This is a genomic window from Arthrobacter pigmenti, from assembly GCF_011927905.1.
GTDB lineage: Bacteria > Actinomycetota > Actinomycetes > Actinomycetales > Micrococcaceae > Arthrobacter_D > Arthrobacter_D pigmenti.
In genome coordinates this window covers 1,348,635-1,375,162 of sequence record NZ_JAATJL010000001.1, presented here as the reverse complement: position 1 = coordinate 1,375,162, position 26,528 = coordinate 1,348,635, and the positions used below count along the sequence as shown (strand labels likewise).

General features: G+C 64.6%; 16 protein-coding genes, 1 tRNA gene and 1 pseudogene. 10 read left to right on the top strand and 8 right to left on the bottom strand.

What is annotated here, in order from left to right:
- Positions 1-101 precede the first annotated feature (101 nt).
- From BJ994_RS06255 to BJ994_RS06210, 10 genes and pseudogenes are all read left to right on the top strand, one after another.
- Positions 102-9,530 carry a type I polyketide synthase gene (locus BJ994_RS06255; RefSeq protein WP_167992574.1) on the top strand — a complete coding sequence of 3,143 codons (9,429 nt, stop codon included), beginning with the start codon at positions 102-104 and terminating at the stop codon, positions 9,528-9,530.
- The gene (locus BJ994_RS06250; RefSeq protein ID WP_167992572.1) at positions 9,523-13,392 is read left to right on the top strand and encodes a thioester reductase domain-containing protein; all 3,870 of its coding nucleotides are present in this window, start codon (positions 9,523-9,525) and stop codon (positions 13,390-13,392) included. Before BJ994_RS06255 ends, BJ994_RS06250 begins: the two co-directional genes overlap by 8 nt.
- 23 nt (positions 13,393-13,415) lie before the next feature.
- A complete protein-coding gene (locus BJ994_RS06245; protein ID WP_167992570.1) occupies positions 13,416-14,630 on the top strand; it encodes a cytochrome P450 in 1,215 nt (404 codons plus the stop codon).
- Entirely contained in the window at positions 14,627-16,174 is a 1,548-nt protein-coding gene (locus tag BJ994_RS06240; protein ID WP_167992569.1) for a GMC family oxidoreductase N-terminal domain-containing protein, read from the top strand. The genes BJ994_RS06245 and BJ994_RS06240 overlap by 4 nt, the downstream gene beginning before the upstream one ends.
- Positions 16,175-16,212: 38 nt before the next feature.
- Positions 16,213-17,127, top strand: a complete 915-nt coding sequence (locus BJ994_RS06235; protein WP_167992568.1) for an SDR family NAD(P)-dependent oxidoreductase — start codon at positions 16,213-16,215, stop codon at positions 17,125-17,127.
- Positions 17,120-17,929 (top strand): 4'-phosphopantetheinyl transferase family protein, encoded by an 810-nt coding sequence (locus BJ994_RS06230; RefSeq protein WP_167992567.1) that lies wholly within the window; start codon positions 17,120-17,122, stop codon positions 17,927-17,929. Before BJ994_RS06235 ends, BJ994_RS06230 begins: the two co-directional genes overlap by 8 nt.
- Positions 17,926-18,546, top strand: coding sequence for a TetR/AcrR family transcriptional regulator (locus tag BJ994_RS06225; protein ID WP_167992566.1), 621 nt, complete (start codon positions 17,926-17,928; stop codon positions 18,544-18,546). The genes BJ994_RS06230 and BJ994_RS06225 overlap by 4 nt, the downstream gene beginning before the upstream one ends.
- A 232-nt stretch (positions 18,547-18,778) precedes the next feature.
- Positions 18,779-19,486 (top strand): recombinase family protein, encoded by a 708-nt coding sequence (locus BJ994_RS06220; RefSeq protein WP_209066651.1) that lies wholly within the window; start codon positions 18,779-18,781, stop codon positions 19,484-19,486.
- A 69-nt stretch (positions 19,487-19,555) separates the two neighbouring features.
- Positions 19,556-19,714: pseudogene (locus tag BJ994_RS18530) on the top strand (recombinase family protein); the annotation flags it as partial.
- Between the two features lie 70 nt (positions 19,715-19,784).
- A complete protein-coding gene (locus tag BJ994_RS06210; protein WP_167995890.1) occupies positions 19,785-20,243 on the top strand; it encodes a hypothetical protein in 459 nt (152 codons plus the stop codon).
- Positions 20,244-20,407: 164 nt separating this feature from the next.
- On the opposite strand, the gene BJ994_RS06205 is transcribed toward BJ994_RS06210, so the two are convergent.
- From BJ994_RS06205 to proB, 8 genes are all read right to left on the bottom strand, one after another.
- Positions 20,408-20,483 (bottom strand) — tRNA-Ala (locus tag BJ994_RS06205).
- 94 nt (positions 20,484-20,577) lie between these two features.
- The gene (locus BJ994_RS06200; RefSeq protein WP_167992562.1) at positions 20,578-21,276 is read right to left on the bottom strand and encodes a histidine phosphatase family protein; all 699 of its coding nucleotides are present in this window, start codon (positions 21,274-21,276) and stop codon (positions 20,578-20,580) included.
- The gene (rsfS, locus tag BJ994_RS06195) at positions 21,273-21,665 is read right to left on the bottom strand and encodes a ribosome silencing factor (RefSeq protein WP_167992559.1); all 393 of its coding nucleotides are present in this window, start codon (positions 21,663-21,665) and stop codon (positions 21,273-21,275) included. Before rsfS ends, BJ994_RS06200 begins: the two co-directional genes overlap by 4 nt.
- Positions 21,666-21,683: 18 nt before the next feature.
- A complete protein-coding gene (locus tag BJ994_RS06190; protein WP_167992548.1) occupies positions 21,684-22,865 on the bottom strand; it encodes a hypothetical protein in 1,182 nt (393 codons plus the stop codon).
- Between the two features lie 21 nt (positions 22,866-22,886).
- The gene (gene nadD / locus BJ994_RS06185; RefSeq protein WP_167995889.1) at positions 22,887-23,546 is read right to left on the bottom strand and encodes a nicotinate-nucleotide adenylyltransferase; all 660 of its coding nucleotides are present in this window, start codon (positions 23,544-23,546) and stop codon (positions 22,887-22,889) included.
- A gap of 41 nt (positions 23,547-23,587) precedes the next feature.
- The gene (locus tag BJ994_RS06180; protein WP_167992546.1) at positions 23,588-23,824 is read right to left on the bottom strand and encodes a hypothetical protein; all 237 of its coding nucleotides are present in this window, start codon (positions 23,822-23,824) and stop codon (positions 23,588-23,590) included.
- A 127-nt stretch (positions 23,825-23,951) separates the two neighbouring features.
- A complete protein-coding gene (locus BJ994_RS06175) occupies positions 23,952-25,289 on the bottom strand; it encodes a glutamate-5-semialdehyde dehydrogenase (protein ID WP_167992543.1) in 1,338 nt (445 codons plus the stop codon).
- 41 nt (positions 25,290-25,330) lie between these two features.
- A complete protein-coding gene (gene proB, locus BJ994_RS06170; protein ID WP_167992541.1) occupies positions 25,331-26,479 on the bottom strand; it encodes a glutamate 5-kinase in 1,149 nt (382 codons plus the stop codon).
- Positions 26,480-26,528: the final 49 nt, after the last annotated feature.

Below are 26,528 nucleotides of genomic sequence, written 5' to 3'. Positions count from 1 at the left end.
CTCCGCATCCACTAGACCTAGCGGGTTTGATCTAGCGGGTTTGATACTGCTAGGTTGACAACGTCAAGTTGTGATTTGCACGTTTTTTTGGGGGAGCAACAGTGCTATTAGGAGAAGTTCTGGCTGAGCGCGCGGCGCAGCAGCCCATGCGGGTCGCGTACTCGTTCTCGGACTCCCTCGGGGTTCGCACAAGTCTGACCTATGCACAGCTTTGGAGTGAGGTTCGAGCGATGGCCGCCGAGCTACAGGCGGACACAACTCCAGGTGACCGCGTCTTGCTCCTGTGTGACCCTTCCCTCGGCTACATCAAGTCATTCTGCGCAATTGTCGCTGCCGGCCTGGTGGCGGTGCCGGCTTATCCGGTCTCGGCGACGCGGCACTCGGATCGTGTCCGCCGCATCATCGAAGACTGCAACCCTGCGCTGGTCGTTGCCGACGCGCCAGCACCCCTGGGCGACGGCGATCTCGGGCTCCCGCTTACCTGCCGCTGGATCGATCTCACACAAGCAGTCCTTTCCTCGGGTACTACCGTCCCGGAATCCCCATTTGTGCACCCGGACCTGCCCGATGACGCGCTCGCGTTCCTGCAATACACGTCAGGCTCCACCGGATCGCCCAAGGGCGTGATGGTGAGCCATGCAAATCTGCTGCACAATGCGGAGTCAGCCGCAGCGACGTTTGGCTTCCGACCCGAATCGATCATGGTCAGCTGGCTGCCTCCGTTCCACGACATGGGCCTCATCGGCTGCATCATCACGCCACTGGTCGTTGGGTTCCCGACCCATCTAATGTCACCGTCTACGTTTCTGCGCCGCCCGTTGAAATGGCTGGAGACGATCTCCGAGCTACGCGCCACCGATAGCACGGCGCCGAACTTCGCCTACCGGCTGTGTGCCGAGCGCGTCGATCAAGCTGACCTCACCGCGCTCGACCTGTCGAGTTGGACCAAGGCAATGAACGGCGCGGAGCCGGTAAGCGTGCAGGCTTTGAACGCGTTCGCGCAGGCCTACGCAAGCACGGGCTTCCTCGCGACCTCATACCGCCCGTGTTACGGCATGGCCGAGGCAACATTGCTGATATCCGGCGGGCATGACGCGACCCAGCCGCCACGCACTGCCACCCCGGTCCGCGAGACGGGTGGAACCGACGCGGGCATGTTCGTCTCGTGCGGCACGGTTGAGCCGAACGCCGTCGTGCGCATCGTCGATCCAGCCACGCGGGTCCCTGCCACCGATGGGCGAGAAGGAGAAATCTGGGTGAGCTCGCCCTCAGTCGCACAGGGGTACTGGAACCGCTCGGACGTGACCCGAGATACTTTCGAAGCGACCATGGTGGACGGCACGGGTCCGTTCCTGCGCACCGGCGACCTCGGTTTCCTTGACGACGGGGAGCTATTCGTCACCGGCCGGATCAAGGACGTCCTGATCATCAACGGACGCAACATTTATCCTCAAGATCTCGAGGACGCGGTGCGCAGTGTCCACGCCGCATTCCGCGGGCGAGAGTCTGCGGCGTTCGAGATCGACAAGCGCGTGATCGTGACCGTTGAAGCGGTGCCTGGCCGGGAGGCGACCATAGCGGAGCTCGCCGATGAAGCGCGCGCAGCCGCCTTCCAGCTGGCCCGGACGTTCGAGATTGCAGCGCCGACTGTGATTGTGCTGCGCCGCGGCACGCTGACTACCACGTCGAGCGGCAAGATCCAACGGTCGGCTGCGAAGGCGACATTCAGCGGCGACGGCCACGCGGACCGGACAATCGCGCGATCGGACGCGGACGTCGTGGTTCAGGACGCGCCAGCCCAGTCGGATCCGACGGTGAGCAGCAACCTTTTCGAGCCTCTTGAGACCACCTCCGCGGAAAGGAACCAAGTGCGCGACGTCGTCGTAGCAGAGCTTGCGCGCGCGGCCGGACGCCCGGGGACGCTCGCCGGTACCACTCCCCTCGCCGAACTCGGCCTCGACTCCGTGAAAGTCGCCTCCGTCGCCACCGCGATCGAAGACCGCACCGGGATCACTGTCCCGCTGTCACTCGCGTGGGAGGTCGACACCGTCGCGTCGTTCGCCGCCGCGGTCACGCGTTCGGCCGAACCGACCGAACGCGCCGCCCCTGAACCTGCCATGTCCGACAGCGTCGCGATCCTGCGCGGTGCGGCATGCCGATTGCCGGGCGGCGTCACGGAGTCCATGTCGTATGCAGAGCTACTGAACGCTGGCCCGCGCCGATCCGGCATCGCAGGCGGTGAGCGGCGCACGAGCGGGATCCGTTCCGGGCTCACGCCGTCTCTTGCGGAGTTCTCGCCGGCTCGCTTCGGGATCGGCGACGAAGAGGCTGCCGCGATGGATCCTCGGCAGCGGCTCGCCCTGACGCTCGCGTGGGAGGCTCTCGAAGACTCGGGCCGGGACCCGCGGCGCCTACGCGGCGCGAGCATCGGCGTGTTCATGGGCGCGTCAGACAGTGAGATGATCGGAGACGCAGCGGCTCCGGCCGGGTATCGTACGACCGGAGCGGCCGCCGCCCTTATCGCGAACCGCATCTCTTACGTGCTCGGCCTAAGTGGCCCGTCACTGGTTGTCGACTCAGCATGTTCATCGTCCCTCGTCGCGGTACACCTCGCACTGCAGGCGCTGCGCTCGGGCGAAATCGACGGCGCGCTCGTGGGAGGCGTCAACGCGCTGCTCGACGGCCGTGTCAGCGAGACTCTCGCTCAGGCGGGGATGCTCTCGCCCAGCGGCGCTTGCCGCACGTTCGACGACGGGGCCGACGGATACGTGCGCGGCGAAGGTGGAGTGGTACTGTTCCTCACCCGCGACGACGTGCTCGCGAGCGACCGCAACGAGCCCGAGCCCTACTGCGTCGTGCGCGGATCGGCAGTCGGGCAGGACGGTCGCAGCAATGGGCTCACCGCGCCGTCGGGTCCCGCGCAGCAGGATGTCGTGCGGAAGGCACTCGCCGCCGCGCGCCGTACCCCACAGGATGTCGGGTACATCGAGGCGCACGGCACCGGGACTCCGCTGGGTGACCCTGTCGAGGTGCACGCCCTGCACCAGGTATTCGGCGACGCCTCCGAGCCAGGGGCCCGGCCGCTCTGGATCGGATCAACGAAGCCTCAGATCGGCCACCTTGAGGCAGGAGCGGGCGTCGCGGGCCTGCTGCGCGCCGCGCTGATCGTCCGAAACGGCGTCATACCACCGCAGGCCGAGTTCGACACACCCTCGGGGCGCATCGATTGGGCCGGGTCCCGGCTGCGCGTGCCGACGACGTCGACGGAGTGGGATGAAGCCCGTCGCACCGCGGGCGTCTCGTCCTTTGGGTTTGGTGGAACCAACGCGCACGTGGTAATCGAATCCGTCACCATGGGCACGACTGGATCGGCCGGTGATGGACCAGTCCTGGTCCGGATCGCAGCCGAGTCCGAGATGGATCTGAAGCAGCAGATCCAAGCGGTTCGAGTTCACGAGAGCACTGAGCCCACCGCGGCTTTGGCCGCAGCGACCGAGCAATCCCGTGTTACAGCCTCCACACGCGCCTGGGTAGTCGCAGAGGGTTCGGCACCTGCGGCGGCGACGCTCGACCGGCTGGCATCGGCCCCCGTTGCGTCCGTGCCAGCAATTGGTATCGCGACCGTCCACCGGAGCGTCGCGTTCCTCGCCGCTGGCCACGGCGCACCAGTCGCCGGCGTCCTCGCCGGTATCTACGGCGTCGACCCGGTGGTAACAGCTGTGCTCGACGAACTAGGCGGTGTTCGGGAGTTGCCCTTGCGGGCGCTCGTAGTAGACGACGACAAGTCAAGGAAGGCGATGCGTGACACGGCTGTGGCTCAGCCCGCCCACTTCGCCGTCGCGGTCGCGCTCGGAGAGCGACTCCGGAAATGGGGCGTCGAGCCGGTCGCAATTGCCGGACACAGCGTCGGCGCGTTCGCCGCAGCGACGCTGGCGGGGGTGTTCGGGGTACGAGAGGGGTTCGCGCTTATCTCGCGTCGCGGCGCGCTGATGCAGGCTAGTCCTGAGGGTGGGATGATAAATTGTCAGGCCGATCTCGAGACCGCGCGCGCGATCGCCACCGACGCAGGGCTTGACGTAGCGGTCTCGAATTCCCGGAGCCGTACCGTGCTGTCGGGCTCGCTCGACGCGCTCGAGCGAGCGGAGCGGCTCGCCGAAGGCCGCGGAGTGCGCACGTCTCGGCTTCCTGTAACCCGTGGCTTCCACTCGCGGCTCATGCGTGACATCGAGGCCGATCTCAACGCTGCAGTCGCAGCTGCATGCCCGGTACGGGCCGTGGATGGCCTGTTCGTCTCGGACATCGATGGCTCCCTCTCCGCCCCGGTCGATGATCCAGCATACTGGGTACGCCACGCGTGCGCGGCCATCGACTTCGGCGCCGCGGCGCGGCAGATCGCCCAGTGCGACCTCGTTATCGAGCTAGGTCCCAACTATCTGTTGCCGCTCGTTTCGAGCGACGTCAACGGCCGGATGCCTGCGACCGTCGCCGCGCTGAGCGGCGCTAACGGGATCACCTCGCTACTCGAGGGCACCGGCGACGCCTGGGCGGCGGGGGCCGATGTCGGATCGATCACCGAGTGGTCGGGGCCGGTACCCCGACTAGCCCGGTCGGTCTTCGCGACGCATACCTTCCCACTTGCGCCGACCGACGTGGACGCCCCCATCGGCGGCACGGTCACCTGGCCTGGCGTCGCGGCGTGCACGGTAGCGCCGGATCGCGTCGCAGTGGCCGCCTCGGTGGATGCCGACGAGCACGCAGTAAGGACTTCTGCAGTACTGTGGGAGGACTACCTCTGTGACCGACTTTCCGTCCCGCTCGGCGTTTCCCCCGCGAACATCTCTCGGAACGCTGGTCTGTTCGACCTCGGTCTCACGTCGGTGATCGCAAACGAACTGCGCGAAGACATCACAGCGATCGTCGGTCGCCCCCTCTCGTCGACGATCGTGTTCGACTACCCGACCATCACCCATCTCGCTAGTCACCTCGCGACCGTAGCGTCCGCAACCACGGGTATTACAAAAGCACCTGCGACCAGCGCATCCACTGTCAGCCCGGACGACAACGACAAGGCACACTCGCGCCAGCATACTGCGGAATCGCCAGGCGCGGGACCCGTTTCGGTCATCGGCATGTCATGTCGTCTGCCCGGCGCCGAGAGCTTGACGGAGTTTTGGTCACTGATCACTTCAGGCTCACCTGCGATGGGCGAGCCCCCTGCGGGACGCTGGCCAGATCCGGCGACATCAAGTGCAGGCGCTGCATGGTCCCCTCGCGCAGGCTTCCTCGCTTCCGATCCAGCCATGTTCGAAGCGGAGCGGTTCGGGATTTCGCCGCGCGAGGCACGTAGCATGGACCCCCAGCACCGGCTTCTGCTTGAACTCGCCGACGACGCCCTGACTGACGCCGGCGTGCCACGCGGTGAGCTGCGGGGTATGCGCGCTGGAGTATGGATGGGACTGTCGACCACGGACTATGCCAGTCTGCGGCCCCGCAGCACGACGGCCGATGCGTACGCAGTGACGGGCAACTCACCCGCACTCGCGTCTGGGCGCATCGCGCACTACCTCGGCGTTGAGGGACCAGCCGTCACAATCGACACTGCCTGCTCGTCATCGCTCGTCGCGTGCCATGAGGCGATCCGCGCCCTGCGGGACGGATCTGTAGATCTCGCGCTGGTCGGCGGTGTGAATCTCATGCTCTCCGCCCGCACCACCGCTGCTCTGGGTGACATGGGCGCGCTATCCTCCGCGGGCCGCTGCGCGACCTTCGGCGAGAATGCCGACGGCTACGCTCGCGGTGAGGGTGGTGGCGTCATTGTGTTGCGTCGCAGTGCAGACGCCCATGCCCGTGGGGAGCGGATCCACGCAGACCTGCTCGGCAGTGCAGTGAACCATGACGGCATCTCGGCCGGGCTAACTGTGCCGAATGGGCAAGCGCAGACCCGCCTCATCATGGCGGCCCTGCTCGCCGCCGGCATCGGATCAGAGGAAGTCGACTACATCGAGGCCCATGGCACCGGCACCCCACTCGGAGACCCAATCGAACTGGAAGCACTGGCGCGCGTGTTCGACCACGGTCGGGACCGCCCCCTCCCTGTTGGATCCGTGAAGGCGCAAATCGGTCATCTCGAGGCCGCCGCCGGCATAGCCGCGCTGATCAAATCGGTGCTCGTTGCCGCCCGCGGCGTCTTCCCCCCGCACCCACACGACATTGAGCCCACAAGTCGGTTCGACTGGAGATCAAGCCGTCTCGAGCTAACGACACGTCCGCGCCCGCTCGTCGGCGCCGCGCGCATTGGTGGCGTAAGCTCTTTCGGCTTTTCCGGGACTAACGCACATGTGGTCACTGCCAGTTCCGGTGCCGTGACCTGCGAACCGCGTCCGTCCGAAATAGATCACCCCCACGACGCCCCCGCCCCCGGTCCGCACCTGCTGCTCGTCTCGGGCGACTCCGATTCTGAGCTATGCCGAGCACGCATGGCTCTAGCCGAACGCCTGAGTGACCCCGCGAACCGCCTCGACATTGCATCCCGTACCTCCGTATCCCCAGGACATGGAGCACACCGCCTCGCGATGGTCGCGGACGACGCTGAGGAAGCGGTCCGCATGCTGCGCGCGGATGACCACGCGCAGGAACAGAAGGATCCCGACAGACGGGACGCTCAGATTGGATCAACACGCCCCGGCCGACGTGCCACGTGGCTGTTCTCGGGTGTCGGGTCGGAATGGAGCGGCATGGTGACCCACCTTGCCGCGGCCCCCGGGCTCCGCTCACGCCTAAACGAGGCGGACGACCTGCTGCGTGCCATGGACCATCCCGGCCTGTTCGGCGACATATGGAGCGCGAACGACCGCCAAGAGCACCTACACCCTGCCTTGACGGCCATACAGGTTGCCCTCGCGGCGGAACTTCGTGCGCACGGCGCTCGCCGCGCCGACGTGATCGGCTACAGCGCCGGTACCATTGCAGCCCTCATAGATACAGGCCGGCTCGACCTAGAGATGGGCCTGCGGATCGGTGCCTGGCGCGGCCGAGCAGTCGACGCCGCTGTCGGTCACGGGGCAACCGCGGCGTGCGGGCTGTCTCCCAACGCGGCTCTGGAGTCCTTCCTGCAACTCGGTCTCGACGACCTTGTGATCGCGAGCATCACAGGTCCCGCCAACAGCACGGTAAGCGGGGACGAAGAACAGCTGGCACGACTCAGGGAATTCTGCCAGTCCACAGGCAAGTGGTGGGTCCCAGTCTCCAACCGGATCCCGTTCCACCACCCGCGGCTGCGCGACCTACTCGCACCGGGAAGCGGTGGCGCCGTTTCTGCGCCGCCGCAGATCAGCTGGCACGCGGGCGACGGCATCCCGGTGTACCTCGCCAGCGGTACACCGGTCGAATCTCTCACATCCGACCCACAAAACCTACTAGCCGAGCTCTGGTTGCCGATGGATCTCGCCGCCACGCGCACCCTAGTAATGTCGGCCAATCAAGCCCGAACGGTGGTCGAGATTGCTCCTCGGCCGTCCCTCGGCACCGCTATGTGCGAGAATGCCGATAACTCTCAACTCACTCATATTTCCGTCGCAGTACCCGGCCGGGCACCGGCACGGCAGCTGCTTCGCGCAGCCGCGACGCTGTGGGCGTCTCAGCCGGAATCCGGCTGCGAGACCAACAGCTCGGCGCCGTCACGGCCAGGCGCACAGCGCTATTGGTGGGATGAAGACGCCGATGCCAAGATCCCCCCTAGCAGCTCCTCAAACCGGTACCGGCTGCGCTGGACAACTGCCGCACGACCACCCCAGAGAGTGGCCGCGGTGCCGCTCTCGTGGACGGCGATATCAGGCGATCGGGCTTCCGCAACCGCCCTAGCTGACGCCCTTGCGGCGCACGGCGACGACGTCGCGGTCAGCGGCTGGAACACCGCCGTGGATCGGTTGCGGCCCACAGGATCGCAAGATGCTCGGCGTGGTGCCATCATCGACGCGACCGGTGCGCCCGACCCGGCAACAGACCCGGAGTGGCACGCGCGGCTGCTGACGCTGGTACAGACCCTCGGTGCCGCAGGTACAGAGGTATGGGTCGTCACCCGCAGCGCAACCACCGCAGGCGGACCGGTGGGTCTCGGCGGTGCGGCCGTCTGGGGTATCGCGCGGGCCGTCAGCGCCGAGCACCCCGACTGGTGGGGCGGAGCCATTGATCTTGACCACAGCGCCCCACTCGCATCTCAGGCGGCGCGCATCGTCCAAGAGGTACTGCAAGGTGGGGTCGAGGATCAGGTCGCCTACCGCGGCGGCGCTCGCCGGGTGCCGCGGCTGACCCCCGCAGGCTCTGACACGGCGATGCCGATCACACTTGACAGCGACGCCTCCTATCTCGTGACAGGTGGATCCGGCACACTTGGGCAGCGCATGGTGCGCTGGCTGGTCGCGCGTGGGGCACGCCATATCGTCGTGGCATCACGATCTGACGTGACCGCACAGCGCGAACGGATGGCCGGGCTTGTGAAAGAGATCACCGGCAAGGGCATCACGGTATCGTTCGTGCAGGCCGATGTAGGACGGCATGCCGACCTTGAGCAGATCTTCGCAGGCAGCGCACACCCCTGGCCTCCAGTTCGAGGCGTGCTGCATCTCGCCGGTCACATGACATCAGCGCCATTCGCCGACACCACGCCCGACGACATCCGCACCTCGTGGGCGGCGAAGGCCGCCGGCGCAGTCGCCTTGGAGGAGATCGCCAAGCAGTATCCGCTCGACTTCGTCGCCCTGTTCTCCTCTGCATCCTCAGTCTGGGGATCAGCGCTCGCCACCGCCTACGTCGCGGCTAACTACGCACTCGACGTCATCGCAGAGCGCGCCGGACGCCAGGGCCTGCCGTTCGTGTCAGCGAACTGGAGTTGGTGGCCCGACACCGCCATGGCGGAAGGCGTACACGAGTACTTCACACGGATGGGACTCGGCCCGGTCGATGAAACGAGCGGATGGTCGGCGATGGACCGGATCATCGGCGGAGGTGAGACTGGCGTGGTCGTCGCACCGATCGATTGGGCCGCGTTCCGGCCGGTCATGACGGCCCGTCGCCCGCGACCATTGTTCGACGCGATGTCTGCCGTTGCTGTCGGCGACACGTCTCATACCGTCGAGCGCACGAGCCCGTGGACACGCCACGAGATCGCAGCCCGCGCCGAGTCGTCACTGCAGGGCGTCCTGCATACCGACAACCCGATCGATCCGCAACGAGGCTTCTTCGACATGGGCGTCGACTCGATTATGACGCTCGAACTGAAGCGCAACATCGAGCGATGGACCGGACTGTGCCTCGACGACACGTTCCTCTTTGAGCACCCGCGACTGAGCGAACTTACCGACGCGTTAGCATCCAAGCTCCTTGAGCCGGTCGAGACCGGGGATACCGTTGCAGCCGCACCGCGCACCGCCAACAAAAACGACGTCAATGCCCTCGACGACCTGGCCACGGACGAGCTAATCCGCCTGCTGGAGCAGGAACTGGGTTCCACGAAAGGACCTCGATATGTCTGATGTAATTTCGCTGGCCGAGGCCGACACCACGCGTACGACGATCACGAACGCGCTGAAGGAGATCCGCTCGCTGCGCGCCGAACTCGCCGGCCGCCCTCCCGCACGCACGGAGATCACAGTCACCTCGGCAGCCTGCCGCCTGCCAGGTGCCGTCACACCGGAAGCGTTCTGGGACCTCCTGAACGCCGGAAACGCAACCACTGCCCCGATCCCTGCGGATCGCTGGGACAACGATGCTGTGTTCTCTCCTCACCCGGGTTCGCCCGGACGGTCCTACGTGACAGATGGATCGTTCATCGAAAACCCGTTCGCATTCGATCCAGAGCCGTTCAGAATGTCACCCCGTGAGGCGGCGTCGACAGACCCTCACCACCGGCTGATCCTGATGTGCACGTGGGAGGCGCTCGAGCGTGCCGGCATCGCTCCGGACTCCCTGCGTGGCAGCCGAACGGGCGTGTTCGTCGGGATGAGCGGGAACGACTTCGAGCGCAGCCGACTGGCAGGCGGAGCGAACATCGACGGACTCGCGTCGCTCGGCAGCGCGGCGAACTTCGCAGCGAACCGCGTCTCATATGCGCTCGGCCTGCACGGCCCTAGTCTCGTCCTCGACACCGCCTGCTCATCATCGCTGGTGGCCTTGCACCAAGCACGTCACGCACTCAACGAAGGCGAGTGCGACCTTGCGATCGTCGCCGGCGTGAATGTAATGCTGTCGGCCGAGGCAATGATCGCACTCAGCCAGAGTCGGATGCTCTCGCCGACGGGCCGGTGCCACACATTCTCGGATCAGGCCGACGGCTATGCACGCGGCGAAGGGTGCGTCGTCGTGGTGCTCCGTCGTGCCGCTGACCAGCCTGCCGACGCTGTGCCCCCGCTCGGCACGCTGCTAGGGACGGCCGTCAATCAGGACGGCCCAACCTCAGGTATCACGGTGCCGAACGGCAGCGCGCAGGCTGACCTGATCCGGTGCGCGCTCAAGGATGCAGGTATCGCCCCCACCGATGTCGACTATGTCGAGGCTCACGGCACAGGCACACCTCTCGGCGACCCCATCGAGTTGCGCGCGCTCGCTACTGTGCACGCCGGACGTACGTCCAACCTGCCCGTGGGATCGTCCAAACCAATCACCGGTCACCTCGAGGGCGCCGCCGGTCTAGTGGGATTCTTGAAGGCACTGCTCGTCGTAGCCCACGGTACGATTCCCGCCCAGCCCGTGGACGGGACACTCACTAGGGGTGTCGACTGGAACGCACTGCCCCTCACTGTACCCACAGAAACCTTCACGATCTCCGCGTCGAACCCCGTTGCGGGCGTCTCATCATTCGGTTACGGCGGAACGAACGCACACGCGATTGTCCGGCGGTCAGGAGCCGCTCCGCTGTCTGAGGCCGTACCGGTGCACTCGACCTACCCGTGGAAGCTCGCCAACCTTCGCCCGTCACAGGGCACTCGCAGCGTGGCAGCTGCGCAGATGTCCGGATTGCATCTTCGTGTGCTGCGCACCGGCCATGCCTCCGCCGAAGGACGCACAAGGCTCAACGCCCGTTCGGTACCGCTGTTGACCGAGCACATTGTGCACGGTCAGCTCGTCGTACCCGGCGTAGTATTCATGGAGCTAGTCCTGAGGCTCGCCGAGGCGGCGATCGGCGCCGAGGCCAGGGTTGTCGCCCTCGACATTTCCCGGCCGTGCGTGATAGCGGACGACGAAACCTTATCGCTTGTCGTCGCGTGGCAAGAGTCGACAGACCTGGTCGTGTCAGGCACACACACCATAACGGTCTCGTCGATGCGCGATGACGGAATGCTCCGGCACGCGATTGCTTCCCTGACAACGGAGCCTGTGACCGCTCCTCTGATGTCGGGGGTCGCGGATGCCAAGGACGCAGGCGTATCGATTGACCACGAGACGTTCTACGGGGAGCTATGGCCAAACGAGTTTCACATCGGCCGCAGCCTGACCCTAGTGGATTCGGCACACCGCCTCAGTGACGGCGAACTCCGGGGCCGGATCGCTGCCCCGCCCATAGGTTGCGCCGCGCTCACGAGCGGAATTCGGCCGGCCTTGCTCGTGCTCGACGCCGCGGTCCAGGTCGCCGGGGCGTTGCGCCATGACCGCGCGGATGGAATTGTCACTCTCGGCACAGGATTTGCCGAGCTCACGATGGGTAATGGCATCGATTTCACCGATGGCGCGGAAGTCCATGCCATCGCAACCAGCGAAGGGCGTGCAGACCTCATCGTCTCTTCGCCTGGTGGACCCACGCGCGCAATGATCGTGGGCGTTACGAATCTACCGGTCACCGCGGAGCAGCTGACAGCAGCGCTTGGCACGCGATCACGTTCGTCCGTTGAGCTTGACATCGATGGCGTCGAAGATCCGAAGGTCCTGGCTCGCCGTGCAGTCGCCGCATCTCTCGGGATCGACGAGGCCGTAGTCGACGGACGGGCCCGCCTCGAGGACTTGATGGATTCGATCCTTCTAGTGGAGCTCGCTGAGACTCTCACACCTCACGCTAAACGCGAGCTCGCTGTGTCCGACTTACTGGAGGCCGAGACCGTCGACGGTCTCGCATCGTGGCTGCAAGAGCTCGGCGCTTATTCCAAGAGCCGCGGGCCGGTTCCGGCCGTGCCCGTGGCAAGCACCGCATCTCCCTCCGGCTCCGCGGCTCACCTCCCGCTCCGCAAACGTGAACTTACCGTCGAGACGATGACCGCCCTCGCCGCCGAATACGACCTGCCCGGCGTTACAAGTACCCCACGCGATGCCCTCCCGGACGGGATTCTGCTGACCGGTGCGACCGGCTTCGTCGGTTCCTTCCTGCTACGCGAGTTGCTCGCGACTACGGACCGGCCCATCTTCTGTCTCGTCCGTGCCGACGATCAAGCGCAGGCCAAGATGCGGCTGCGTACAGCAGCCGCGGCGCACGGACTGCGCGTCGACGGTTTCGATGAGCGCGTGACGGCTATTGTCGGCGACCTCGCGCAGGAGCGCTTCGGCCTTGACACCTCCGCGTACCAGGATCTACATGAGCATGTGGGCGATGTGTTCCACAACGCCGGTGCGGTGAAGTGGACGGCATCGTACGACCAGCTCGCGCCGCACAACGTTGCAGGCACCGCTGAAGTTCTGAAGTTCGCCTCGAAAGGCAACGCGCGCCCAGTGCACTTCACGTCCACAGTCGGAGTGTTCTCGTCGGACCGGATCGATCTCGGCACGATAGACGAGACCGTGCCACTCACCGACAGCGACGCGCTTGTCGTCGGCTATGCCCAGACGAAATGGGTGTCTGAGATGATGATCCGCCGAGCCGGCGCGCTGGGGCTGCCGTTCACGATCCACCGCATCAACAGCGGCCCGTCCACCACTTCGGCGGGATTCAATCGGCTCGATCACCTCTCGCTGATCGTGAAGGGCTGTATCGAGTCGGGCCTCGCACCCCTCGATGGGCCGTTCCCGGTGCAGGCAGCGCCGATCGATCACATCGCGCGGGCATACGTTCGGCTAGCGCTTGACCCGGACTTCGAAGGCAGCACCTCCCATCTAGTCGGCGAGGCGATCATGCCGTGGTCCGACTTCTTCGCTCACGTCGAGAGGTACGGATACCCGGTGACCCGGCTGCCTTTCGAGGAGTGGCGCGCGGCCGTCACCAATCGGCGGTCCGGCACCCTTGCCCTGCTCGGCCTGGCACCCTTCCTCACCCGCACGATCGACGACGTGCACCTCGCCGACTTCTGCGCTCCGTTGACGCGTGCGGCCTTAGGCGCCGATGGGCCGTGGTGTCCAGTGCTCGACCAACAGCTCGTCCATACGTTCCTCGACGGCTTCGTCGCGGGACGGTTCATCAACCCGCCCACCGCTTAGTTGCCCAGACCTGGAGGATCCCCATGGACACCCGCTCGCTCGACCTCGCCGACAAGACCTACCGCACGGATCCGTTTCCAACCTATCGCATGCTGCGCACCGAGCATCCCGTGCACTTTCTCCCCGAATACACCTCTGAGGGCGAGGACGTGTACATGCTTAGCCGGTATCACGACGTGAACAACGCCCTAAAAAACACCAATATGTATTCGTCGCATGTGCGCCGCGACGACTACCTCGACCTGCCGATGATGGTGAACCGCGATGCCCCCGATCACCGCCGGATGCGCCACTACACAAACCAGGCTCTCAACGCCCGTCGCATCACGTCAATGGCTCCGTGGATCCGTGAGCTCGTCGGCGAGCTGGTCGGCGAGGTGCTCTCCTCAGACCGCGTCGAGTTCGTCGAAGGCTATTCGACGATGCTGCCGCTACGTGTGATCAGCGTACTGCTCGGGGTTCCCCTCGACCGCCGGCGCGACCTGCGGCGCTGGTCGCAGGCAGTAATGGACTTCTTCTCGGTCGCAGCTGGCCTCAATCCTGACGAGGTGCCAGGGTTCTTCGAAGACCTTGTCGAGTTCGGCAACTACATCGAGGAGCAAGCGCAGGCCCGCGAGAACAACCTCACCGACGATGTGCTCTCCAAGCTCGTCGAAGGACAACTCGCCGGTGAGCTCACCAAGGACGAGCTGATCGCGACAGGCTGGTCGTTTGTCGCCGCTGGCCATGAGACCACGATGAACCTACTAGGCGGTGGGATCCTGCTGCTCACACAACGTCATGATCTGCGCGCTGCCCTGAGGAACGACCCGTCGCAGCTCGGCGACTTCATCGAGGAGTACCTGCGTCTTTACTCCCCTACCCAGTGGACCGCGCGCCGAGCCGTTGTGTCCCACACCCTGCATGGAATCGACATCCCCGAGGGGGCACTCGTACACGTCCTGCTCGGCTCCGCCGACCGCGACGAAACCGTGTTCCACGACCCGGACGAGTTCAAGCTCGGTCGCAGCACAGAGGAGAAGCACCTCGCTTTCGGCGGCGGACCACACTTCTGCCCCGGTGCAGCGCTGTCACGGGTGATGGCCGAGGAAACCTTCGCGCAGTGGCTGCCGCACCTCGACCGGCTCCATGTCGACCCCGCTGACCCTCCCAGACTGCGTGAGCGGCAGGGCTCTTTCGGCTACGCGTACCTGCCCTTCGTTGTCTCGCACGCCACTGCCGATGAGGTCTCGGTATGAGAGCCACCTTCTCGCGTCGCGGGTTCCTGTCCGCCGCGGCCGCATCAGCGGCCGCGGCAATGATTCCAGGGGGTTCGGCATCGGCCGCCGAGGCCGCCGACGTGGTGATCATTGGCAGCGGATACGCCGGCGCAGTGGCAGCCCTGCGCCTTAGCCAAGCCGGAGTCTCAAACCTCGTGCTCGAGCGCGGCCGCCGCTGGGAAATCACCAGTGCTGGCAACACATTTTGCACTGGAGCAGCCCCCGACGGTCGCGCACTCTGGCTCGGCACATCGGCGCCGTTCCTGGACCGCAGCGTCCCCCGCTACACGGGCGTCCTCGAAGCGGTCGTGGGCGCGGGGATCGTGTGCCTCGCCGGATCCGGTGTGGGTGGCGGGTCGCTGGTCAACAACGCAGTCATGATGCAACCCCAGGAGGCAGACTTCCAACGGTCATTCGGCGACCGTTTGTCATACGCGGAAATGGCGACGACCTGGTATCCGCGCGCCCGAACTCTCAACGGCGCGAGCCCCATCCCGGACGACATCCTTGCGAGTCCCGAGTACGCCAACGCCCGGCAGACCGAGGCCGAGCTGCAGGCTACCGGCATCACGGCGATCCGACCCGACATCGCCGTGGACTGGTCGGTCGTGCGCGACGAAATAGCTGGCAGGGCCACCCCATCACTGATCGCTGGTCAATGCATCTTCGGCGTAAACAGCGGTGCCAAGCGCAGCGTCGATCACACGATCCTCGCCAATGCGGAGGCCACAGGGCGAACGACGGTCCGCCAACTCTCATCGGTCAGCAACATCCGCAAAACCGTCGGAGGCTTCCAGATCTCGGTGCAGGAGTTGGCCACAGACGGCAGTGTGCTGAAGGAATACAAGATCAGCGCTCGCTCAGTGATCCTCGCCGCAGGATCACTCAATACGACCAGGCTACTGTTGAAAGCACGGGATGAAGGCTCGATCCCGCAGCTGCCGCCGGGACTTGGCACCGGCTGGGGTACAGGCGGCGACGGGATTGTTCTGTTCCGGGGATCCCCCTCGCCGCAACCAGCCATCGGTGGCCCTGCACACATCGTGGGAAGCTACCGGTCGCAGAGCGGCCTTCCGGTCTCGCTGCTCAACTTTCCGCTCGGGGTGCCAACGGTCGACGCCGTCGCGCGCGAGGCGCTCGCTGTTGGCCACGTACCAGCTGTCGGGAGCCTGTTACGGGAATCGGTCTCTGGCGCAATCGTCCCCATCTGGCCCGTATGGAATACCAGGGTACTCGCCGCGGCCCGGGCCATGAACGAGCTCGTCGTTACTATCGAAAACGCAGTCCCAGGCCGTACCGCGTTGCTCAGCTCGCAGTTGATGACTTCGCACTCGCTCGGTGGCGTGGTCCTCTCCGACCTCACAAGCGACTCAGGAGAAGTCAAGGGCGTCGACGGCCTCTATGTCATGGACGCAAGTCTCATCCCCGGTTCGACGGGCGGAGTCCCACCAGCGCTAACGGTCACGGCCCTCGCCGACCGATGCGTCACGATCGCTTTGCAGAAAGGAGAGTTTGGAGCGTGATCACTGAACACAGACAGCAAGATTTCGGACACTTTGACATGACCAAATCAGTCCTCATAACGGGAGCGACAGGTGGCCTCGGACGCGCCACATCCTTCGCGCTGGCACGCCAGGGCGTGCCTCTCATCCTCGTGGCCCGCAACCAAGCTCGCGGCAAGGATCTTGCCCAGGAAATCCTCAGTGAGGTGCCGAGAGCGTCCGTCGTTATACGTGCCGCCGATCTCTCCGACCTCTCGAGCGTCAGCGCACTGGCTTCGGGTCTGGTCGCGGAGGAGATTGTCCCTCGCACGGTGATCTGCAACGCCGGGCTTCAGGTCGTGGACCGCATCCAACGGTCCATCGACGGCTTCGAGCTTACGATGGCCACTAACGTGCTCGGACACGTCGCGCTGCTCGCACCGCTGCTGGACCACCTGCGTCCGGGCACCCGGATCATTACGCTTGGCAGCGAGACGCACCGCGGCGGGATGAAGGCATTCGGATTCCCGGCAGCGCGGTGGTCGGACATGTCGACGCTACTTCAGCCACATGTGGGCACACCTACGACCTCGCACGCAGGCCAGGTGCGCTATTCAACGTCCAAGCTGGCTTGCATCGCGATGGCATACGAACTCGACCGTCGGCTCCGCGGCCGAGGGGTGCGCGCAGTGAGCTTCGACCCCGGGATGATGCCTGCCACCGGCCTCGCGCGGGAATATCACCCGATCGCGCGCGCGATCTATACAGCCCTCACACCTCTGCTGGTGCGGATGCCTGGAGCCAAGACTGTGCCTGAGTCGGCGGCCGACCTCGCGTGGCTCGCGACCGCCCCGGAGGCAGAGTCCCTGATGGGCGGTTATGTCTCAGGACAGCGCGAATGCCGAAGCTCGGAGGTGTCCTATCGCGAGGGGCTCGGAGCCGAGATCTGGAACACTTGCCTCGAGCAGGCAAGGATCCCGGCCGCTGATGACTGACCCGGTCCATCCGCGGATCGCAGGAGCCGTCGTCCTCTCAGACGCCACAGCTTCGGCCCAATACATCCCATCGGGGGCACAGGAGGTCGAGGAGCAGACTAAGTTCCGCGAGCGGATGAGCGCCGAGCGGCACGCTGCATACCGGTCGGGTCGCGGTGCCGCGCATCACGCGCTTGAGGCCTGGCGTCCCGGCGAAACTGCGGCACATACCGAGGTGCTGCGAGGGCCACTTGGTGGGCCAATCGCGCTGCGCTCCTATGGCCAGGATCGTGGCGAAATCGCCCGCGTATCAATCGCCCACTGTCCAGGATGGGCGGCCGCGGCTGTCTCCGAATGCGGACGCCCCATTGGGGTCGATGTAGAGCCGCGCCCGTCAACATCCCAGGCTGCGCTGATACGGGCCCTGTCCGCGCGCGAAACGGAGGCTGCAACCGCGGCCAACCTCGCACCCGCGGACGCCGCCCTCATAGTGTGGACAGCGCGAGAGGCCGCGGGGAAGACACTGAGGACGGGGCTGGTGGTCGCCTCCGGCGTCCTCGAAGTCGCCGAGATCGGCCTCATAGCCGACGACACGTACGAGGTGCGCTACGCTCGGCTACCCGCGATATCGGGCATCGCTCACCTAGGTGACGAGGTCGTCCTCGCCGCGGCCACACCCTGTCGACGCAGCGACCGCGTCAACATGATTGAGACCGACGCAACTAGTTCAATGCAGCGTTTGTGGTGGGTCGGGATCAGTCGAAGAGATGTACCGTGGAGCAATGGGGCCGAACCACGGCTCCGGGAACGGATGAAGTCATGAACCTACGTGAACCACTCTTGGAAGCTGCAATCACGCTGCTCGACAAGGGTGGACCCGAGAACGTGACGCTCCGTGAAGTGGGCCGGATAGCGGGCGTGTCACGCACTGCGCCGTACCTATACTTCGCCAGCAAATCTGCGCTGCTCGCAGCCATCGCGACGCAGGAACTGCGCGCTCTAGAGCGGACAGTGGAGGACCTACCCCGCGAAACCCTCACTGCATGGGACATGCTGTGGCACGCGATTCGGCATTATGTCTCGTGGGCGCAAGAAAGACCGGAACGTTTCAAGCTCGTGTTCAGCACCTGGGAGAGCGAGAGCGATGAGCTTCGACGAGCGGCCGACCGGGCCGCCGAGCTGCTTGTCGAGCTGATAGTCCGCTGCCAGGACGAGGCTTCCCTCCCCAAAGGTGACCCGTGGGTCCTCGCAGCCGCCATCCGCGCATTCGCACACGGTGCCGCCACGCTGGAGCTGTCGGGGCATCTGCTCGTTCAGGACCGGCAGCCGCTCAACGCCGTGTACCTTGTCGAGAATTACCTCGCGGCGATCCCGTTCCTGGCGCCCGGCAACGATGCACCGGCGGGCCCCCAGCGGGACCTCGCACGCAAAGTTGGCTGACGATATTGCCCACTGGAATTCGATCGATCGTGTATCAGGGAAAGATACAAGGAAGCATGGGAAATCATCGAGACCAGAAATGGTGCCGTCCATGTATTCAATAATTAGTTATCCACGGCACTACCCGATGCCTGCCCACGAAGGATCGGAATAACGTTGCAGAATATACATTCTTCGTTCCATTCCCGGGCCATTCGAGCTATTGTCTAAGACGCCTAACTGGAGATCTGCAATGAATTCAATAGCCCCAATGAGCGCCTACCGCGACACTGACACCATGGTCCAGGACATCGTCGACCGGACAGGCGCCGAAGATCTGGACTTCATGGCGCTCAACCACGACGCGCCGCCGGGGACCAGGGCAGTCCTCTACCTTAGGGTTTCGTCAAAGGGGCAGGTCAACACCGACTACGATCCGGAAGGCATCTCGATTCCCGTCCAACGGGAAGCCTGCCTGCGCAAAGTCGTGCAAATGGGCCTGACGGTCGTCACCGAATACATCGAACCTGGCCGAAGCGCCACCGAGATGACCAAACGCGTCGCCTTCCAGGAAATGCTGCGCCGTGTCCGCGCAGACAGGGACGTAGACTACGTCGTCGTCTATAAACTTTCCCGCTTCGCACGCAATCGCACCGATGACGCGATCGTCATGGCCGACCTCAAGAAGCGCGGAGTCACCCTGATCAGCGCCACCGAGTCGATTGACGCCAGCCCTGTCGGCCAGCTCATGCACGGCCTCCTCGCCGCCTTCAACGAATACCGCTCCGCCGAAGACGGCGCCGACATCAAATACAAGATGGCCCAAAAGGCGAAGAAAGGTGGCACGATCGGGCGGGCACCCGTCGGGTACCTCAACGTCAGGGAGTACTTCGAAGGACGCGAGGTCCGCTCGGTGGCCGTCGACGAAATCCGGGGCCCCGCTCATCCGGCAAGCCTTTGAGCTCTACGCCACCGGCGACTACACCTTTATCGACCTGTCCGAGACGATGGAGGACAGTGGCTCACCACCAAACCAACTGCTAAGCGTCCATCCAAGGCGATCGCTCCCACATACTTCTCGCGCCTGCTCCGAGACCGCTACTACTGCGGAATCATCACCTTGGACGGAGCCGAACATCCCGGACGCCACGAAGCCCTCGTCTCCGACGAACTCTTCGATAAGGTCCAGCGGTTACTGGACAGCCCGCGGGGTGGCCGGGGAACGCCGACGCGTGCACGAGCACTAACTCAAGGGCACGCTGTTCTGCGACAACTGCCACAAGCGCGGCATCGTCCATCGCATGGTCATCCAACGCTCGATCGGCCGCAGCGGCAACGAATACTTGTATTTCTTCTGCGCCGGCCGAACAGTCAAAGACTGCTCCAGCAGCCACATCAGCACCGCCCGGCTTGAAGACGCCGTGATACGTGAATATGGCAAACTCCAGTTCACGCCAGACTTCCTCGACCTCGCCCGGACACGCATCCGGGAGGCCCTTCGCGAGAAGGAGGCGGCCAATCTGCTCCTCCAAAAGCAGCTTGCCGCGACGCTGAAGGAATGCGCTTCCAAGGAAGAGAACCTGCTCGATCTCGCCGCCGACGGCACCATCGCCAAAGAAAAAATCCGCATCCGGCTGACCGACATTGAGCGCCAGCGCACCAGGGTCCGCGACCAGCTGGAAAGCGTCGAATCCAATCACGCAATTGCCTTCAGCTAGAGTTAAACCACCTTCTCCTCCAGAGGACTTTCACCTCCAAGCAAATGTCCATGCTGGGCGTACCACCAAAAAGGGAACCACCAGATCTGGTGATTCCCTTTTGGTATACGTTGAAGACCTACTCGACGGTATCCATGATGTCGATGGTTCGAATAAGGTCAATATGGTGGAGCTGAGGGGACTCGAACCCCTGACCCCCTGCATGCCATGCAGGTGCGCTACCAGCTGCGCCACAGCCCCAAAATCAGTTGTCACATTGAGCCGAAAGCGGCCGAAGCAACTTGTTCAGTGTAGTAAATTTTCGAGCCCCCGCAAAATCGGCAACGGCGCTTTCCTAGCCTTCCAGGGGTGTGGAAGGCATCGACGCCAACCCGACATTGTGCTCGGTCAATTGCCAACTTGAAGATCGGATGTACGCGGGACTGAGCTCCTCAAGCACGGTCCAGTGGCAGTTCGCCACCCCGCTGAGCGATCCCCAGATTTCCGGTGCAATGCCCATGAGCGCGGCAACCCCTGCACGGATGGCACCACCGTGGCTCACGATGATCGCCGTCTGTCCGGATTCGAGGCGGGACACGGCGTCGTTAGTGCCGTCGGTCATGCGCGTGCCGACCTCAACCCGGCTCTCCCCACCGCCTGCACCAATCGTGGGGTCGCCCTCGTGCCAGAGCTGCTGCTCCTCGGGAAATCGTCTATTGATCTCATCGAAGGCTAGTCCCTGCCACCGGCCCGCATACGTTTCCCTGAACCGGGCATCAGCCTCAACGGACAGCCCGGTGAGCGCACCCAACTCGGCCGCCGTGTCGTAGGCACGGGTCAAATCCGAAGAAACGATGAGTGACGGGGAGAAATGCTTCAACTCGGCGGCGGCCTCAGCAGCCTGCCTGCGTCCGAGATCATCGAGCGGGATATCTTCCTGCCCCTGAAACAGACGCCGGGCGTTCCATTCCGTACGTCCGTGCCGCCAGAAGATGATTCGCCGTGCTGTTGGCCGTGAGTCCCCGGCTGCCGTGTCGGCAGTCTGTGAACTCACTCAGTCTCTCCGACGCCGGTACGCACGGCGTCGTCAAGCTGGAGATCCACGGCCGGGCAGTCGCCCCATAGGCGCTCAAGCGCATAGAACACGCGGTCTTCCTGATGCTGCACGTGGATCACCACTTCGGCGTAGTCGAGCAGCACCCAGCGTCCTTCGCTTCGCCCTTCCCGACGGACCGGTTTGAGGTCCTGCTTGGCCAGCTCCTCCTCGATGCCGTCAACGATGGCGTTTACCTGTCGCTCACTCGGCGCCGAGGCAACGAGAAATACGTCGGTGATAGCCAGGCGCTCACTGACGTCCATGGCCACGATGTCCTGGGCAATTTTCTCCGACGCCGCGCGTGCTGCGGTGCGGGCAATCGCGATGGACGATTCCGATGCGCTCACTGATCTCCTAAAGTGTGGTCAGCCGCCAAAGCCGCCAACAATCATCATGATTCCGGTAATGAGCGCCAGGGCGCCCAAACCAACAACTGAATACTGCACTATCCGCATGCGTTGCACACGGGCCAGCCCTGCGGTCATTGCATCGAGCGGCTCGAGTCCGTAAGCGCTGCGGGCTCGGATGGGTGTTGCGCCGTCGGAGCCTGGCCGACGCTGCTCGCGGACCATAGCCTCTGCCTGCGCAAGCACACGGGACCGCCCTGCGGAATCGGGGGACAGTGCGGACAGCGGCTCCTGGCTGGGCACGGCCGGGGCGGTGACCACCGGCTGGACCACCCGCTCATGCGGGGCAGGACTCTTCGGTACGACGGCGGGAGCCACCGTTCCGCCGGGCCCTTCGTGAAGCTTCGGCATGGCACCGGTGACCACTGGGATGTGCGACGTTGACGGTGCGGGTGAGGACGGATCCTCCGACCGCGGACCACGCGCGAACTCCACCGGGGAAACGATCGAAAGGTTGTGCGCCGTTGTGGGGTCATTCAGCACCGGCTTGCGCTGCCGGTTCTCCTGCGTAAGCTGCTGGATCTTCTGCGCACGGGTGTTGAGGATCGCGGCGCGTTCAGCAAGCGCCTTCTGTTGCGCGAGTATTTCCAGATCTACGGAGAACGGATCGTCCTTCGCCGCCGCTTCCATCATCGCGACCTGGTTCTGAGCCTGCCCGATGATCGCCTGGCGCGCAGCAAGCGCCTGTTCGACCGTCATCTCGCCGAGCTCAGCCGCATCGGTGTCCGGCGGACCTGCAGCGGTGGGAGCCTCGGAGGGAGACGCTTGCTGATCTTGTGCACGGGCAGCCGCCTGCTGCTGGAGACGAAGCTGACGCCGGGTGGGGACGTTCTGCTCCCGTTCCTGCTGCTGGTCGGCCAGGGCCCGGTAGCTACGAAGAGTTTCGCGGTTGCGGGCACGCGCCTGGGAAACACGTTCCCCCGGCTGCGTTGGCGACGGGGCGTCCACGGGCGCATTAGCTGCCCGACGGCTTCGGCGTTCGGTTGTTGTGCCTACCGGTCCCGGTGCGCTGTCCGAACCGGAAGAACCGCGTTGCTCCAGTCCCCGCACGTCCGGGGACTGCGACTGATCCTCGGCAGGCCTCTCGCGCGCTTGCCGGAGGGACCTCCGGCTTCGTGCGGACTCGTGACCATTGCTCATTACTTCTTCACCCGATGGTTGTCATGTAGTTACGGACTTGCCAATTTGGAACGAATCCTCCGAGATGGATCCCTCTTTCCGGTAGAGCCCGTGCTTGGCGATGTATTGGACCACACCATCCGGTACCAAATACCACACCGGTTCTCCGGCGGAGACCCGTCGGCGGCAGTCTGTCGAGGAGATCGCCATTGCAGGCACCTCCATGAGACTTACGTCCTTGCCGCGACTGGTTAATTCGTGACCCGGCCTGGTGACCCCCACGAAATGAGCCAGCGACCACAGCTCGTCGACATTCTTCCAGGACAGGATCTGCGCCATGGCGTCCGCTCCCGTAATGAAGAAAAGCTCCGCATCCGGACGTGTTGCCCTAAGGTCCCGGAGAGTATCGATCGTGTAGGTTGGCCCCGGACGATCGATGTCCACCCTGCTCACTGTGAAACTCGGGTTCGAAGCCGTGGCGACCACCGTCATGAGATAGCGGTGCTCAGCCGGGCTGACCTCCTTGGCGTTCTTCTGCCAGGGCTGCCCGGTAGGCACGAAGACAACCTCATCCAGATTGAACGCGGCCGCTACTTCGCTTGCTGCGACCAGGTGTCCGTGGTGAATGGGATCGAACGTTCCACCCATGACACCCAACCGCCAGCGGGAAGACCCCTTGCGCGCCGGGGCGTTCGGGCTGATCCCATGCCCGGCGGTGGTTTCGGAAGGAACAGTCAAGGAAATCAGTGCTGTGAGGCTTCGCCGTGATCGTGCTTGTTCGGGTGCTGGCGATGAGGGTCGGCGTGTTCTTCTACGGCCTCGTGACGGTGGCCCAGACTCGTGAAGGCAATGGTTGCGAACATCAGCAGCAGAAGCGCACCCATGATGATACCGCCGTACGCGATGGCCGGCATGGGAAGCTCTGTGTGATGTTCAGCGGTCTCGCCTGCAACGACTGCGACGTTGAGGATGGTCAGCATTCTTCTCCCCTTGACAATCATAGATGGGCCCGCCTACCGGGCGCGGGCCAGCGCTTGGTTCCCTACTATGGTACGCGCTAACTTTCCGGCGCTCGAACCGCCCACGCCCCGCCCGGCAGGCCGGCGGCTACCGGCGGATGTGACCGTCGCCCTGGATGATCCACTTGGTGGTGGTCAATTCACGTAGGCCCATCGGTCCGCGTGCGTGCATTTTCTGTGTGGAGATTCCCACCTCGGCGCCGAGTCCCAGCTCACCGCCGTCGGTAAAGCGTGTAGAGGCGTTCACTATGACCGCAGCTGAATCAACCCCCGCAATGAATTGCTCCGAGCGGGCCAGGTTGTTGGTGATGATGGCCTCAGTGTGGCCGCTGCTCCAGGTCCTGATGTGCTCAAGCGCATCATCCACGGAATCGACCATTGCCACCGCGATATCGAGGTCCATGTATTCACGCGCCCAGTCGTCGTCGTTGGCAGTTTCCGCGCTCACGCCGCTGGGTAGGACTTCCTGGATCCGTGGGTCTGCATGAATTCGTACCCCCGCTTCCGCCAGGGCCTTGAGTACTGCGGGCGCTGCCTGCGCGTCCTTATGAACCAGGAGCGTCTCGACCGTGTTGCAGACACTGGGACGCTGCGTCTTGGCGTTGAGGAGGATCTCAACTGCCATCTCCTCGTCAGCGCCTTCATCGAGGTAGATGTGGACGTTGCCCTCACCCGTTTCGATGACGGGAACCGCGGCATTCGTGACCACGGTCTGGATGAGGTCGTGGCCACCGCGCGGGATCAGGACATCCACGCGGCCGCGTGCCTTCATAAGGACGTTGGCCCCCTCCCGCCCGTACTCGTCGACGGTCTGCACGGCGTCGGCCGGCAGTCCGGTGCGGTCAAGGGCATCACGGATGATCCCAAGCAGCGCGGCGTTGGTATTCGCGGCAGCGCTTCCACCCCGAAGGATTACGGCGTTGCCGCTCTTCAGCGCCAGTCCGGCGATATCAACTGTGACGTTGGGGCGCGCCTCATAGATGGCCGCGACGACGCCGAGGGGTACGTGTACCTGACGCAGGCGCACGCCGTTGGGCAGGGTCTGCCCACGGGCAACAGTTCCTACGGGATCCGGCAGGCCGGCAAGGTTCTCCAGGGCAGCGGCGAGGCCCGCGATCCGTTCCTCGGTGAGGCTTAGCCGGTCAAGCAGGGCCTTGGATGTGCCATTCGCTTCTCCGGCCTCGAGGTCCACCTCGTTTGCGCGGAGGATGACGTCCCGGCGGGCTACCAAAGCTTCGCCGATTGCCTGCAATGCCTTGTCCTTGTGGGCACGGTTTGCCCGCGCTATCAGCCGTGAGGCAGTCCTGGCGCGATCCGCAACGGCGTGCACAGCCTGCTCAACGTTTCCAGCTGGTTCCGGCTGCTTCGTTGAAGCGGTGTCGGTGGTGGTCGGATGGGCAGTCTGCTGTGTTGTCACGTCAGTCATCAGGCAATTCTATCGAGCGGCGCCCCGGAACCCCAGCGGGCTCAGGACGGCGCAACAGTATTCAGGACCACGAGGTCGTTCACATGGACTACCGACCGCTCGTATTCCCTGCCCAGTTCGCGGGCCAGTTCACGCGTGGATCTGCCAAGCATCCGGGGCAGTTCGAAGGAACTGTAATTGACGAGTCCGCGCGCGATCGGAGCGCCGCTACGGTCCACCATCTCCACCGGATCTCCCGCCTCGAACTCGCCTCTGACCGAGATGATGCCTGCTGGCAGTAGTGATCGCCGCCGCTCCCCCACAGCCTTCGCGGCGCCGTCGTCGAGCGTAAGCGTCCCCTGGATGCGCGCCAGGTGGGCAAGCCACAGGAGCCGGATCGGCTGGCGGCGGCCGGCTGTGCTGAACCAGGTGCCGACGTCTTCCCCTGCCAGCGCCGGCCCAGCGTTCGCAGCCGAGGTTACCAGGGCCGGGATACCGGAGGCGGCCGCGATGGTTGCTGCCTCGACCTTGGTGACCATGCCGCCGGTACCGACCCCGGCTTTACCCGTCCGGCCGATGCTCACCCCTTCCAGGTCCTCTGGACCGCGGACCTCCGGGATCCGCTTGGCGCCTTCCTTGGGCGGTCCGTCATACAGGGAGTCGACGTCGGACAGCAGAACCAGCGCATCAGCCTTCACCAGGTGGGCAACGAGCGCCGCTAACCGGTCATTGTCGCCGAACCGGATCTCCGAACTGGCGACGGTGTCGTTCTCGTTGACAATGGGGACGACGTCGAAATTCAGCAGCCGCTCCATGGCGCGGTGGGCGTTCGCGTAGTGGCTTCGCCGCATCAGGTCATCCAGGGTCAGGAGCACCTGACTCACGGTCACGCCGTGGGCACCGAACGCATGGGTGTAGCGGGCCATGAGGAGGCCCTGGCCAACACTGGCCGCGGCCTGCTGGGACGAGAGCTGGTTGGGCCGCCTGGCCAGGCCGAGGGGCGCCAGACCTGCCGCAATCGCACCGGAAGATACGAGGATGACTTCGGTGCCTTCATTGTGGCGCGCGGCAAGCACATCAGAGAGTGCAAACAGCGCTTCGTCGGAGAGTCCTCCGGAGAGTGAAGTGAGTGAGGATGAACCTACTTTGACAACAATTCTCTTGGCTTTGGCCAGTCCGGATCGGGTCTTGAGAGAGCGCTTTGCGGTCATCTATTCCTTCTGTCGGGGTCTTGCTTTCAGGTTTCGGCCGATTCGCGCG